The following is a 14764-nucleotide window of genomic DNA, read 5'->3' as shown; positions in this document are numbered from 1 at the left end:
ATGGTGCCGGGGCTTTTTGCTGTCTGCGATTCGGCCGTGGTTCGGGGTATCGGGTGCGATGCAGGGGGTAGCCGCGATACGCGGACGCAGGACGGCCGGGGCGATCAGATTCAGGGGCTTTGGGGAGGGACGAGGCGAGGGGTGTTACACGCTTCGATCACGCCCTGGGGCGTGATCGAAGCGGGGAGGGGATCAGAACTTGTAGTTCATCGACAGGACAGCGGCACGTGGATCGCCGTACAGCACGCTGCCGTAGGAGTCGCGGCCGAAAGTGCTGTAGTAGTGCGTGTCGAACAGGTTGGTGACGTTGACGCTGGCGGTCAGGTGTTCGTCGATTTTGTAGCGGCCGAACAGGCCCACCACGTAGTAGTCGTCCTGGGTGGCTTTGGCCTTGATGTCACCCACTGTGGTTTTGAAGAACACCTGGCTCTGCCAGGTGACGTTGCCGCCCACGGTCAGCGCGTTCCAGTTGCCTGGCAGGGTGTAGGCGGTGGACAGCTTGAACAGATCGTCTGGCTGGTCACCCTGGAGCTTGTTGCCGTCCTTGTCCTTGGATTCGCGGTGGGTGAAACCGCCCGCCAGTTGCAGACCGGTTGCTACTTCACCCGACACTTCAAGTTCGAAACCCTTGGTCTTGGTGTCGTTCATTGCTTTGTAGATGTCACGCGGGGAGCCATCCGGCAGGGTGATGCTGGTGACGTAGTTGGCGTAGTTGTCCTGGGTTACCTGGAACACCGCAGCGCTGGCGTTCAGGCGGCCGTCGAAGAACTCGCCCTTGATCCCCAGTTCGATGTTGTCGCCTTCCTCCGGATCGATGAAACCGCCACTCGTGTCGCGGTAGCCCTGTGGCCGGAAGATGCTGGTGTAGCTGCCGTAGACCGAGAAGTTTTCGTTGAGGTCATAGACGATACCGGCGTACGGAATGATCCGACCGTTTTCCTGGAAGGTCACGTCCGGGTCGCGGTAGCTCGTCGGGTCGATACGCACGCCGGTGGCTTCACGCTTGAAGTTGACGACACGGGCACCCACCAGGAGCGAGAGCGGATCCAGAGGTTTGAAGCGCGCGGTGGCGTAGTAGCCGGTCTGGGTGTCTTGCTGTTCGTCCTTGCCATCAGCCTGGTACTCCAGGCGCGGGCCGGTACCGTTCCAGTCGAAGAAGTTATCGACTTTCGAACTGGTGGAGTACTTGTAGCGGTCCTGGACCAGGTGCGAACGCGAGGCGGTCATCCCGACGGTCATGTCGTGAATGCGGCCAAAGAGTTCGAAAGGCCCCTGGACGTAAGCATCGACGTTATTGGAGCGGCGTTCGCCGTTGCAATGGCAGCGATACTGATAAACACCTGCGCCGGTGACCTTGTCGGGGTAGCCACCCGACGCCGACATCATCAGCGAATCATCCTTGTCGGACTGGTGGCTGAAAGCGACCTTGGCTTTCCAGTCATAGGCAAGCTGTTGCTCGATGTTGGCGAAAACGGTGCTGTTGGTGATGTCCCAGTAGCTCCAGCGGGTGGCGGTGTTCAGCGAGCGCGAGAACTTGGCCTGGCTGCCGTCGCTGTAGAACAGCGGCTGGCTGCCGAAGGCGGCGCCGTTGGTCTGGCTGATCTGGTAGTCGATACCGGCGGTGAGCAGGGTGTCCGGGGTCAGGTCGGCTTCGAAAATGCCGTAGGCGACTTTCTTGTCGTTGCTGTAGTAGTCACGCAGGCTGTCTTTCTTTTGCATGACGCCCACGAAGCGACCGCGCAACGTACCGGCTTCGTTCAGCGGGCCGCTGACATCCGCTTCGGTGCGATACAGGTCGCGGGTGCCCACGCCCTGGGTGACCGAGGCCTGGAATTCCTTGGTCGGCTTCTTGCGCACCAGGTTGATGGTGGCCGAAGGCGAACCCACGCCGGTCATCAGGCCGGTGGCGCCGCGCAGTACTTCTACCCGGTCGTAGACCGCCATGTCGGTGCGGCCCATGCCGCCGGTGTAGGTCGGGTCGTAGTAGCTGGGCATGCCATCGAACTGGAAGTTTTCGATGTTGAAGCCGCGCGAGTTGAAGTTGAACAACTCACTCTGGAAGTTGCTGACGGTGATGCCGGGCGTGAGGTTGAGCACGTCGGGCAGGCTGGTCAGGTTCTGGTCTTCGATCTGCTGGCGGCCGATTACCGTGATCGACTGCGGGGTTTCACGCAGGCTCAACGGAATCTTCATCGCCGTGCTGGTGGCGCCGGTGGTGTACGAACCCGACCCCTCGGTGGTCTGCCCCAACGCCTGGCCGTTGATCGACACGGGCCCCAGTTGCAAGACGTTGGAGTTGCCTGCAATCGGGATCAGCGACACCGTGTTGCCGGTCAGTTGGAAGGTGATGCCGCTCCCCAGCAGCAAGGTGTTGAGCGCCTGTTCAGGTTCCAGGTGTCCGGACACCGCCGTGGATTTGAGCCCCTGGAGGCTGTCAGGGCTGTAGAGCACTTGCAGATTGGCCTGTTGACCGAGCTGTTGCAGTGCACTCCCCAGTGACTGCGCTGGCACATCAACGTCGACCGGAGTTGCGTTCGCCTGTGTCGCACCCATCAGGAGCAGGGTCAACAGAGCACCGGGCAGGATGGTTCTACGCGTCTTGGTTCGCTGAATGGCCGTCGCCAGAGGTGCGCGGGACAAGGTAGGACTTCGCATTGCTCTACATGCTCCTGAAGGGTCGTGTGCAGTTTTTTAGTTAATGATAATTATTATTAGACGCAGCGCCGTGCCGAAACCGGAAAAACAAATCCCACCGACCGCAAACACAGCTGATTCATTGCGGTGGTGGGTGTGTTTAACCGAGGTTCGGTGGATCAGGCGGGCATGAGTTCGGTGACCACACGCCCCGATTCCATGCGGACCAGTTGGTCGGCGATGTCGAAGTAGCGATCATCGTGAGAGATCACAATGATGGTCTTGCCCAGTCGCTTGAGATCCGGCAGCAGCTCGGTGTAGAAGATCCGGCGGAAGGTCGGGTCCTGGTCGGCCGCCCATTCATCGAACACCAGCACCGGACGCTCTTCGAGCCAGGCGTTCACCAGGGCCAGGCGTTTGCGCTGGCCGGTGGACAGGTCGGTGGTGGTGAAGCTGCCATCCTTGACGCTGACCTTGTGGGCGATTTCCAGGCGTTGCAGGTATTTGTTGGCATCGTCGGGAATGTGCTGGTCGCCCTGGACCACATCATCGAACAGGTAGTAGTCGGCGAAAATCGTGGTGAACAGTTGACGGTAGTCATCGCGATTCAGGGCGTTGACGCTCTGCCCATTGAGCAGGATCTCACCCTGTTGTGGCGTGTAGAGCCCCAGCAACAGTTTGATCAGGGTGGTCTTGCCGCAGCCGTTTTCACCGACGATGAACACGATGTCGCCTTCCTTGATCTTCAGGTTCACCGGCCCCAGGCGAAAGGCATCGCTGCCCGGTACGGCAGGGAAGGCGTAACTGACGTTGTGCAGTTCCAGGCTGTTGACGGTAGTCGCGCGGGTGGACTGATCGTCGAGCAGCAGGTGCGGCTCGGGCGACGAGAACTGGCGCGACAGCTCGGCAATGCGGCGGAACGCGATACGGGCCCGGCTGACCACCGGCAGGGTGCCGACCAGCAGTTCGAGCGGGCCCTTCATGTACAGCAGCACCAGGACGAAGCCGCTCATGACCGCTTTGTCGGCGCTCGGCCAGTAGGATTGCAAGGCCAGCGCCAGGCCGATGACCACGAAAAACAGCATCGAGCCGAAGGTCTTGGCCACCACAAAGGTGTTGATCGCACGGATCTGGGTTTTGCAGATGAAGTCAGTGGTGGCTTTGATGCCCGACTCGAACATGCGTTGACGGCGTGGACGGTGAATGCGCAGTTCCTTGGCGCCTTCGGCAATCGAGCTGTAGTGTTTTTGCAGCGTGTCTTCGCTGTCACGGGCGGTATTGAAATCTTCGCTGCCCTTGCTCTGGGCCAGGTACTGGATGCCGGTGCCGATGACGATTGCCACCACCATCATCAGGAACATTGGCCAGGACAACATGGCCAGGTAGCCCAGGCAACCCAGCGTCACGGTGAAGGAAATGGCCAGCGGCGCGAAGGCGTAGGCGAAGTCGCTGATGGTGTCCACGTCGTGGGTCAGGACGGGGATCAGCCGGTGGGTGCGGTAGCGTTCGATCTGCTCGATCGGCGCCGAGAGCACCTTCTCGCCCAGCTCTTTGCGCAACTTGGCAATGATGTGCTGGCCGACGTAGTTGGTGCCGATGTCCGAGCAGATGGCGCTGAGCAGCGCCAGCACGCAAAGCCCGGCAAACAGCGCCACCACACCCTGGCTCAGGCCGCTGTCGGAATTCAGGGCCGTGTTGATCGTGGCCAGCAACACCGTCACGCTCAGGCCGCCGATCATCCCCAGAATGATCGACAGGGTGACAACGAGCCGAAACGGTTTCAACAGGGCGAACAATTCGACAATTGCGCCACGGGTAGGCTGGGACATGAGGAGAAGGTTCCTTGGGTCGAGGTAAATGCAGATACCCAATAGAACGTCTGGTCAGGCGTTTAATTTAACAGGTCGCCGACTGGCGGCGACCTGTGGCAAAGCGGTTGAAAACGGGGGTTCAGAGCTCGCGTGCGACGCGAAAGCCAATCCAGTCGCCGCGCTCTTGCGGGTACTGACTGTTGCGGTTGCCCGAGCGGGAAAACACCGGTGCTTCGCCCCAGTCATTGCCGCGAATGCGCACGGCCTCACAGTTGGCCTCCAGCCAGGCGCTGCCGTCGCTGGGTGCGCCGACGTAATCGGGGTGTTCGCAGTCGGGCGTCCATTCGTACACGTTGCCATGCATGTCGTACATGCCGAACGCGTTCGGCGGGTAGCTGCCTACCGGCGAGCTGTAGCTGTAGCCATCGGTGGGGCCGTAGGTGTTGGCGTGTTTGGCGATGCTGTATTCCTTGCCTTCATCGAACGGGAAGGGGAACGGCCCGCTGGAGCCAGCGCGGGCGGCATACTCACGTTGCGCTTCGCTGACCATGTGGTAGCGCTGGCCGGTTTTTTTCGACAGCCACGCCACGTAGGTTTGCACCTCCTCGACGTTCATGCACACCGCCGGTTGGCGCGGGCTCTGTGCATAACGCGGCTTGCTGGCAATGCATTCGCGACCGGGGCGCGTGTCACCGTTGCCGATGACGGTGCCGCTTTCCTTGAGGTAGCTGTCCCACTCACCGGCAGTGACCTGGAAGCGGCTCATGGCGAACGGCTTGGCGAAGGTCACCGGGTGCATCGGGCTTTCGTCAGGTTCGCGGCCGACTTCATTGTCGGGGGTGCCCATTGTGAATGTGCCCGCGGGCAGCACGACCATCTGCGGGCACTCTTTGCAATCCTTGAATACCTTGCCTGCCAGAGGGGCCGTGGCGGCTTGGGCGCTGGCAGGCAGCAAGGCGCCGAGCAGGGCGCTGAACGCCAGCGCTGCAAGGGTCTTGAGGGGCGGAGCGGCGAGGGTGTCACGGTTCATGAGTTCTCTCGTTCAAGGGGAAAAGGCCCGGGTTCAAACGGTTTTGGCCAGCGTGCGCATGAACCGGTCAAGGTCCGCTTCACTGTTGAGCAGGCAGGGCGCGGTGCGCACGACCGGGCCAACGTCACGGTCCACCGAGTCGCAGATCACCTGGTTGGCCATGAGGTACGCGGCGATCTGCTCGCTGTCCTTGCCCTTGACCCGGAAGAAGGTGAAACCGGCAGACAGTTGCGGGCTGGTCGGGGTGACCATCTCGATGTGCGGCAGAGCCAACAGGCGTTGCTTGAGGTCACTGTTCAGGGCATGGATGCGCGCTTGAACGTCGGCCTTGCCCAGTTCCAGGTGCAGCTTGAACGCCTCGTCCAGCGCCCAGCGGTGTTCGAACGCGTGGTAGCCGCCGGGGGTCATGATGGTGGAGAAATCGGTGGCTTCGGAAAAGGTCGGGATCGTCGGCGTGACGTCGGTGAGGACTCTGGATTTGGCGCAGATGATCCCGGTGCCACGGGGGCCATACATCCACTTGTGAGTGCCGGCAATGAAGAAGTCGCAGTGCATGTCGGGGAAGTCGAGGTCCTCCACGCCAAAGCCGTGTACACCGTCGACCACGTAAAGGATCCGGTCTTTTTCGTCACGGTTGCGGTTGAGTGCTTCTACCAGCTTCCCGATCTTGCCAATCGGCAGTTTCACGCCACTGCCCGAGTGTACCCAGGTCATGCCCAACACACGGGTTTCGGGGCGGATGCCACGTTTGATCGACGTGAGGATTTCATCCTCCGAGACACTGTGACTGTTCTCGAACAACGTGAGCTTGCGCACCCGGGTACGGTCTTTTTGCTGGCGGTAATCGAGCGTGTAGTGGGTTGCGTAATGCTCGTGTTCGGTGGTGAGGATTTCCTGATCCGGGCGTACGTGAATCCCGCCGTAGATCATTGCCAGGCCTTCCGTGGTGCTGCCGGTCAGGGCGATCTGCCGCGGGTCGGCGTTCAGGTAGCGACCGGCCCAGACGCGCACGTTCTGTTCACGCTTTTCGGTTTCACCCAGGTCCCAGTCCATGGCCAGGCCGGGGTTGCGATCAAGGCTGGCGCGGTGCATCGCGATGGCATCGCGTACCGGTTTGGGGTGGGACGTCACCAGAAAGTTGGCCAGGTGCACCTGCGTCGGATCAAGGTCGAACTGCTGGCGTAACCGGGTCCATTTATTTGGGCTGACTGCGGGCTGGGCCGTGGTGCTGGCACAGGCGGGCAGGGTGCCGGCCAATGGCAGGCCGGCCGCGAGGATGCCCGCCTGCTTGAGGAACGTACGACGGTCACTCATGGCTTGTTCCCTTCCTGGCCGGAAATCAGCACCGGTTTGGCGGCTTTCTGTACCACAGCCCAGACCCGCAGGAAGTTGCCGCCCCAGAGCTTGGCGATGTCTGCTTCGGAGTAGCCGCGCGAGATCAGTTCGGCCGTCACGTTGCGACCTTCGCTGACGTCCTTCCAGCCGTCCAGGCCGCCGCCGTCATTGAAGTCGGAACTGATGCCGACGTGATCGATGCCGATCTTCTTGACCGCGTAATCAATGGCGTCGCCATAGTCCTTGAGCGTGGCCTTGGGTTCTTCCTCAAGGATGCCGTAGAGGCCGCTGGCGTATTCGCCGAAGCGCTGTTCCGACCAAACGGTAATGATCGGGTCGCCCGGCATCAGGGCCATTTCCAGAGTGGTCAGCGGTTGCAGGTCAAAGCGTGCGCGCAGCGCATTGAGCTTGTCGCGGGTGGCCTGGCTGAGCGGGCGGATATAGGCCGGGAAGCCGACAATCTGCACCACGCCGCCGCTGTCCTTGATCAGTTGCATTTCCTTGTCGCTGAGGTTGCGCGGGATATCCACCAGCGCGCGCGGTGCCGAGTGCGAGGCCACCATCGGCGTACGGCTCAGTTGGGCGACCTGCTCCAGGGTTTTGGTCGAGCTTTGCGACACGTCGATGATCACGCCCAGGTCATTGAGGCGCTTGACCGCCTGTTTGCCGATGGCGGAGAGACCCCCGAGGGCGTCCGGCGAGTCATTGAAGAACGGCAGCGGGCGCGAAGAGTCGGCCCAATTGTTATTGCCGATGTAGCTGAAACCGAACATGCGCATGCCGCGTGCGGCCCACAGGTCCAGTTGGTTCAAGTCGTTGCCCAGCGGGTAGGCGTTGAGCATGCTGATGAAGATCGCGAACTTGCCTTCGCCGTGCAGGCGACGGAAATCGTCGGGGGTGTAGGCGATGCCGACGCGCTCCGGGAAGTCGCGCAACAAGCCGCTGATGATCTTGTAGCGCACCTCTTGCTCGTTGCGGGCGCCGTCGATGAAGCCAGCAGTGGGCTTGTGCGGGGCGTTCGGGCCGTTCCAGATTTCCGGCCAGCCGAAAATCGTCAGCGCTGCTCCCGACAGGCGTCCGCGAGCGGCCTTGGCCAGGTCGAACGGGTCGGTGCCTTCCTTGTCCGCTTCATTGCCGGCGGTGCCGAACGTCACCGGCACGGTGATGTGGCTGTCGAAGGAAATGATCCGCTCTTGCAGCTCCTCGGCCTGTTTCATCACCTTGACCGGGTACCCGGGGTTGTTCCTGAACCCGTAGTCCCAGGCGAAAAAGCCGGCTGCGGCGGTCACGGCCAATGCCAGGGGCAGGCCAATGTAGAGAGCCTTTTTCGAACGAGGTTTTGTCATTGCCATCTCAGTCAGGTTCGCCGTCGAAGTGCAGGCACAGGGGCCTTTGCTATCTGGGAAGAACGAGCCGGGGCGGTGGAAATTTAGGCTGAGTCTCGCCAGCCCTTCGCGGCGCTAAATTTTGCCGCGCAACAAACGTTCTAGCTTGGATAAAGCCTGCTTCATGGCTGACACAGGTAGGGCAATGACGATTTCTCGACGATGGTTCATGGCGGGCCTGGCGCTGACCGGTGCCGCCGTTCCTGCGGCTTTTTACGGGCATCGCGAACTGACGCGCGTGGACGAGCCGATCACCCCCGGCGAGGCCACCGTCGACCTGGCGACCACGGCGGGGCAGCAGCTTGCCAACAGCCTGCGCGGGGTGTGGGACATCCGCTTCGAAGGGCGCGATGCGGGCCTGCAAGGTTTGCCGCTCACGGGCCTGGAGTTGTTTCTCGATGTGGCCCATCGCGGCCGTGGCCTGCGCGGCTACCTGGACACCGCCGAACACTTGCGGGCAGAGGCCGAGCCGCGCTACCGCGTGGTGGGCGACCTGTTGGCGGCGAGCCCGGCGCAAGTGCGCTGGCGGCTGGTCAGTCGCGACAGCGCCGAGGGCGCGCCGGATTATGAGTTCATCGTCACCCTGGACGAAGTCTGGGCCGATTTCGGCAATGCCGGCAGCGGCACGCTCAGCGGCGTCATCCTGAACCTGAATCACCCTTTGACGTTGCCCGAGCGCGAGAATCGTTTTATCGCCATCAAGCGCATATTCCCCGAAGCCCGCGAGCGAATTGGCCTGACCCCGACATTGTTGGCGTGGCTGATCTCCCCGGAGCATCGATTGTTCCATCAGCTGTGGCATGCCTCGCGGGACAAATGGCACACCCTGTCCGAAGAAAAACGCGGTGCCCTGCGCGGCATCGGCTGGCAGCCCGGCCCGCGAGACCAGGAGCGTGACGCCCGTGGTCCGCGCAAGGACCGCAACGGTTCGGGCATCGACTTTTTCTTCATGCACCGGCACATGCTGGGCACGGCGCGCTCGATGCAGGACATTGCGTCCTGGTCGAGCTTCCCCATGCCTCAGCCCGAGCTGGAGCGTGATCGCCAGGGCTTTGCCCGGTACTTCGACAACCATGACGGCTTTGCCTTGCCACCGACCTGGATGGCCGAGGACGATGCCGATTACAGCCAGTGGGTCAGCGACATCAAGGCGCCCGAGACGTATCACAGCAATTTCCAGGTCTGGGAGTCGCAGTACCGCGACCCGCGTTATCTCTCGAAATTGACGCTTGGCCAGTTCGGTTCGGAAATCGAACTCGGGCTGCACGACTGGCTGCACATGCGCTGGGCCTCGGTGCCCCGTGATCCGTCCAACGGCGCGCCGGTGCCGATGGCGCGTGATCCGGCGGATTTCTCTGCACGCTGGTTCCACCCTGAAAACGATTTTCTCGGGGACCCGTTCTCGTCCCATGTGAACCCGGTGTTCTGGTATTTCCATGGCTGGATTGATGATCGCCTGGAAGACTGGTTCCGCGCCCATGAACGCTTTCATCCGGGTGAAATCACCCGCGTGGAGGCCAATGGCGTGCCGTGGTTTGCCCAGGGGCGCTGGGTCGAAGCCGGTGACCCGTGGCTTGGGCCGATCACCCATGGTTGCAGCCCGACACCGGGCCTGCAGGTCGGAAAATCGGTGGAAATGGACCCGGAAACCATGAAGCTCGCGTTGCGCATCACTTACGGTGATGAAGAAAAACTCGCCAACCTGTTCAAGCGCATTCCGAAACGGCCTTGGTATGCGCGGCATCTGAAGCTCAAGCAAACCGTGTGATGCGCCGCCGGCCTGTTGCATGACAGGGCCGGCGATGACGCGGGGTGGGCAAGCCTCGCACACTGGATTCACTAACTAATTAGTCCTGTTCGTAACTGCACGTGACCACACTTGTTAATGTTTGGGTGTTGGCGGCTTAAGAAAAGTCTTTATAAAACAGGGTGATAACTATCGCTGGAAAAAGCGGTTGACATGAACTAAATCGTAACGTTATGGTTTCGCCTAGGACAATGACACGCTTTTCATGGACGAAAAATATATGTCTCAAGTTATTCCTCGTTTTACCCCTCCTTATGTTTGAATCAGTGTTGCTGTAGATGCGGACAATAATGCGCGTGCGCGATGAGTTGTCGGCTTATGGCGGTATTGTGGTGGGCGACTATTAAATAAACTTGAAACAGCAAACGTTTGCGAGGACGGAGTCTTGCATTACAAAAATAATATGCCCGCTCGACAAGTATTTACCGGTATCAGTCATGGAACACTGGGTGAACTCTTTCAAGGGCCTCATGAGGAAAGTGGCGAATTAAACATTGCGATTATTTCGCTGCCACTGAAAAGTTACAGTTGGGTGCATTTCAGCGTCGGTCCGGGTGCCAGGCAGGATGATGGCATTGGCGCTCGCTCGAAAACCCGCAAAGCCATCGAACTGTACTTGCAGCACCATTCGCGGACGTTGCCACCGGGGTACTGGAATTTCAGTTCACAACTGCTGCAAGGCAAAGGCATGTCGAGTTCGACGGCCGATATCGTCGCAGCCATTCGTTGCCTGGATTCGCACTTTTCCCTGGAGCCCCAGGTCGGCTTGATGACCGACATCCTGCGCCAGATCGAACGCTCCGACAGCGTGTTTCTCGATCACTACGCCCTGTACCTCAGTGGCAAGCAGAAAGTGGTCGAGGATTATCAGTATTCCCCCAGCCTGTATGCGTGTTTTATCGATGAAGGCGAAGTGGTCGATACCGAGAAAACCCACGACAAGTTGATTGCGCATTACGATAGAAACTTCGAAGCCTATGCACGAGTCTTAACCTTGGTTCGTCGTGGCTTCAAGAGTTCGGATGCGTCAATGATTTGCGAGGGTTCTACACGCAGTGCGATATTGTCTCAGGGGATTCTGCCTAAAAAGAACTTTGAGGCTGTTCTTGAGAGCCAACAGGCGCTCCAGGCGGATGGCGTTGTTGTGGCGCACACAGGCAGTGTGTTGGGCTACTTGTTCATTAATAAACCCAGTGCTGTGGATATTGGCAGGGTGTCTGCCTTTTTCTTCGGGCTGGGCAAGCAATGTTCGTTCGTTAAAGTTGGGCTAAGTTAAGGATGACGCAATGATCACTCATATAGCCGATGCAATGAAAGTGCCGAGTATTATCAGGCTGGATAACAACCTGTTCTGTTTGCGCTTCGAAACGATGAAGATTTATTCGGCCTTGGCCGCGGTCGAACACTTGCTGGCCACGGGCGTGGTGAAAAAGGGCGATACCTTGCTGGACAGCTCCAGCGGTATTTATGCCTATGCACTGGCACTGGCCTGCAACAAGTATGAGATGAAGTGCCACATCATCGCCTCCAAGACCGTCGACAAGACGCTCATGACCCAATTGAACATCATGGGCGTGCACGTTGAACAGGTTCCGCCCTCGGCCACGTTGAAAATGGATCAGAGTTACCGGGTCAACCGCATTCAGGAAATCGTACGCGACAACCCCGGCGTTCACTGGATGCAGCAGTATCACGACGACATCCACTACTTGGGATACGCCGCGGTTGCCCGGCAGATCGAGCAGGACCTGGGGGCCGCCAACCTGACGATCGTCGGTGGCGTGGGTTCCGGTTGCTCCACCGGTGGGCTGGTCAAGCCGTTAAGGGACATCGATCCCTCGGTGAAGTTGATCGGCGTGCAGCCGTTTGGCAGCGTCACTTTCAATTCGGACCACATCGAAGACCCCGGCATCGTGATTGCCGGAATCGGCAGCGGGATCCCGTTCCGCAATGTCGATCACACGCTCTACGACGAAATCCAGTGGATTTCCTTCGACCATGGCCTGTCCGGTTCGGTCGACTTGCTCCGCCAGCATGCAGTGTTTGCCGGGTTGTCCACGGGGTGCAATTACCTCGCCGCCCGACGCGAGGCCGCCATGGCGGCGGATAGAAACATTCTGTTTGTCGCGGCGGACACCGGCCATCGCTACATCGACGGGGTATTTGCCCACCACCCGGACGCCAGGCGTGCGGACGAACTTCAACCGACGGTTATCGAACACATCGACCAGCTCCAACTGCCCTGGGCGGTGATGAACTGGAATCGTCGGGAATTTAACGTTGCGGAAGGTACGGTATGACTATTGTTGCGTTGGAAGCCTTGACCTTTGGCTTGGGCAAAATGGTAAGTGCGGCAGAGCACTTTGGGGTGAAGCTGACGCTGTTGACGCGCGACACCTCGGTTTACGCGTACGAGCTGGCGAACATCGACAGCGATACGCTGGAGATCATTGAACTCGACACCTTCGACAAACCCTTGGTGATCGACACGCTCAAGGCCATGCCCGATGTGCAAGGCCTGTTGAGCACAACCGACACCTGGAGCCTGGATTGCCTGGACATTGCCCAGGCCTGTGGGCTGGACAGCCAGGACCCTGAATCCATTCGGCTGGTGCGCAACAAGTTCCGCCTGAGAAATCGCCTGCATGAGTTGGGCTTGTCGGCCGGCAAGAGCATCGAAGTCACCCCGGCCACGGCCGATTCGCGAGAGGTGTGCCGTGGCCTCGAATACCCGGTCATCATCAAGGACACCGCTGGCACCGGCAGCCAGAACGTCTGGATGGCCCATAACGATGAAGACACCTGTCGCGTGCTGGCACAGGCGCGCCAGGCAGCGCTGAAGGGCAAGATTGCCATCGAGCCGTTCATTTCCGGCACCCTGTACAGCGTCGAAACCCTGTCCTGGAAAGGCGAAAACCGCGTGCTGGCCGTCACCAGTCGGGTGGTCTCCGAAGAGCCTGAGTTCCGTGAAGAAGCCCTCGCGTCACCGGTGAACCTGGGGGAGCCAAAAACGCAGGCGCTGTCGTTGTGGATCGACAAGGTGCTGAGCGGCGTCGGTTACACCAACGGTTTCGCCCATACCGAATTCTTCATTACCGAAACAGGCTTTGAAGTGGTTGAGATCAACCCGCGCCTGGGCGGCGTGCAAATCGGCGAAGCGCTGTGCCGGGTCTACGATTACAACCTGTACGAAGCCTTTATCGAAATGGCCCTCGGGCGCCGGCCCGCGTTGATGGACAGGCCTCTGGTCGCGCAAAAAGGAGTCGGCCAGATCATCGTGTATGCCCGCCAGGCCGGTCACTTTGAGCGCGTCACGGGCCTGGAAAGGCTGGCCGGCCATCCCGGACAACCGATGTTCTATCCAACCGCTGAGCGTGGCAAAGCCATCACCAGCCTGACGGACCAGCGCGCCAGCGTCGGCATTCTGGTGGCCGAAGGCGAGAACTCGGAAATAGCCTTGCTCAATGCCTTCGCGGCCCGTTCAAAACTGACGGTGGTGGTGCAGGCCGGAGGGTCGAACGATGCCTAAGCCTCATCTGTTAATGATCGGCGGCTGGAACGACATCATCGAGAAGGCGTTCGACAACGGGTTTGACGTTTCCTATTTCGGCAGCCTGAGCCCCGCCGTGGCGTTTGATCCGGCGCTCCTGGCACCGGCCCGGCACAAGGTGGCACTGAATGTCGCGCAGATCGGTGTGTGCCTGGCCACGGCGCGGCAGATCCATGCGGAAGAACCGTTCGATGCGGTGATTTCATTTACCGAGCTGGGCATGGAAACAGCGGCGGTGATCGCCGATGCGTTGCAGGTGCCCGGGATGGACCTGTGGGCGGTGTCGGTCACCCGCTACAAGGACAAGATGCGCGAGGTGCTCGACAAGCACCCACACTTGAAACTGCCCTGGCAGCGCTTCAGTGCCACGGAGCAACTGATCGATTTTTACCAGGCCCATGGCCCCTCGATTATCGTCAAACCCATCAGTGGGGCGGCCAGCGTCGGGGTACAGCAGATCCGTTCGGTCGAGGAACTCCAGGGTTACATCAGCGCAGTGCCCGAAGAAGAACGCGTGGATTTCATCGCCGAACAACTGGTGGACAGCGACCAGCTCTACAGCATCGAAAGCCTGTCGGTTGATGGCGAGCATCACATCATCACGATGTCGGTGGCCAGGATGGTGGGTTATCCCTACGCGCTGTCGAACCACATCATCGTTCCGCCGCATAACCTTGATGAGCGTACGAGCGCGAGCATCGAGCGCACCGTGCGCGAGTTCCTCACTGCGGTCCGGTTGAGGAACGGCGTGGCGCACACCGAGGTCAAGCTCTCGCGGGATCACCAGCCCTTCATCATCGAGTCACAGACGCGTGTGGGCGGTGACCGGATCTGGAAAATGCTCGAACTCACCACGGGGGTCAAGCAGGTCGACCTGACACTCAACAACCTAGTGGGTGAAAAGCAGGTGCCGGTGCCGAGCGCGATGAATCAGGTGGCGGCGTTTTTCAGCCTGCTACCGGACGCCGGGGTGGTTGCCAGGGTCAGCGATATAGAAGACCTGAAGTCCATCGGCGGGCTGATCGAGGCGACGCTTGAGGTCAAGGTCGGAGACGACATCAAGCCGATTACCAACAACAGCGAACGCAAAGGCAACCTGCTGTTGACCGCCGATTCGCACGACGACCTGTTCAAGAAATTTGCACAGATTCAAGAACGCCTCTGGATTGAATATGAAAACGGCTCGGTTTGGCATCCATCATTTAAGTAACC

10 protein-coding genes are annotated in these 14764 nt (G+C 60.0%); 5 read left to right on the top strand and 5 right to left on the bottom strand.

Annotation, left to right across the window (positions count from 1 at the left end; translation table 11 throughout):
* Window positions 1-192: 192 nt before the first annotated feature.
* The 5 genes from AABM54_RS17110 to pvdM all read right to left on the bottom strand — a co-directional run bounded on the left by AABM54_RS17110 (window position 193) and on the right by pvdM (window position 8156).
* A complete protein-coding gene (locus tag AABM54_RS17110; RefSeq protein ID WP_347901174.1) occupies window positions 193-2655 on the bottom strand; it encodes a TonB-dependent siderophore receptor in 2463 nt (820 codons plus the stop codon).
* A gap of 158 nt (window positions 2656-2813) precedes the next feature.
* A complete protein-coding gene (locus tag AABM54_RS17105) occupies window positions 2814-4463 on the bottom strand; it encodes a cyclic peptide export ABC transporter (protein WP_347901173.1) in 1650 nt (549 codons plus the stop codon).
* A gap of 121 nt (window positions 4464-4584) precedes the next feature.
* A complete protein-coding gene (locus AABM54_RS17100; protein WP_347901172.1) occupies window positions 4585-5475 on the bottom strand; it encodes a formylglycine-generating enzyme family protein in 891 nt (296 codons plus the stop codon).
* A gap of 33 nt (window positions 5476-5508) precedes the next feature.
* Entirely contained in the window at window positions 5509-6789 is a 1281-nt protein-coding gene (locus AABM54_RS17095; RefSeq protein WP_347901170.1) for an aminotransferase class V-fold PLP-dependent enzyme, read from the bottom strand.
* The gene (pvdM, locus tag AABM54_RS17090; protein WP_347901168.1) at window positions 6786-8156 is read right to left on the bottom strand and encodes a pyoverdine-tailoring dipeptidase-like protein PvdM; all 1371 of its coding nucleotides are present in this window, start codon (window positions 8154-8156) and stop codon (window positions 6786-6788) included. The genes AABM54_RS17095 and pvdM overlap by 4 nt, the downstream gene beginning before the upstream one ends.
* 184 nt (window positions 8157-8340) lie before the next feature.
* Between pvdM and AABM54_RS17085 the strand changes: the two genes are divergently transcribed.
* From AABM54_RS17085 to AABM54_RS17065, 5 genes are all read left to right on the top strand, one after another.
* Window positions 8341-9963, top strand: coding sequence for a PvdJ/PvdD/PvdP-like protein (locus AABM54_RS17085; RefSeq protein ID WP_347901167.1), 1623 nt, complete (start codon window positions 8341-8343; stop codon window positions 9961-9963).
* 442 nt (window positions 9964-10405) lie between these two features.
* Entirely contained in the window at window positions 10406-11278 is an 873-nt protein-coding gene (locus tag AABM54_RS17080; protein WP_347901166.1) for a hypothetical protein, read from the top strand.
* Window positions 11279-11288: 10 nt separating this feature from the next.
* Window positions 11289-12302, top strand: a complete 1014-nt coding sequence (locus tag AABM54_RS17075; RefSeq protein ID WP_347901164.1) for a pyridoxal-phosphate dependent enzyme — start codon at window positions 11289-11291, stop codon at window positions 12300-12302.
* A complete protein-coding gene (locus AABM54_RS17070; protein ID WP_347901162.1) occupies window positions 12299-13531 on the top strand; it encodes an ATP-grasp domain-containing protein in 1233 nt (410 codons plus the stop codon). Before AABM54_RS17075 ends, AABM54_RS17070 begins: the two co-directional genes overlap by 4 nt.
* On the top strand, window positions 13524-14762 hold the full coding sequence (locus tag AABM54_RS17065; RefSeq protein ID WP_347901160.1) for an ATP-grasp domain-containing protein: 1239 nt from the start codon (window positions 13524-13526) through the stop codon (window positions 14760-14762). Before AABM54_RS17070 ends, AABM54_RS17065 begins: the two co-directional genes overlap by 8 nt.
* The last annotated feature ends 2 nt before the right edge of the window (window positions 14763-14764 follow it).

Origin of the sequence: Pseudomonas purpurea (assembly GCF_039908635.1) — a bacterium.
GTDB classification, from domain to species: domain Bacteria; phylum Pseudomonadota; class Gammaproteobacteria; order Pseudomonadales; family Pseudomonadaceae; genus Aquipseudomonas; species Aquipseudomonas purpurea.
Note: the sequence above shows the minus strand (reverse complement) of the source record. Positions and strands in the feature narration are given on the sequence as shown.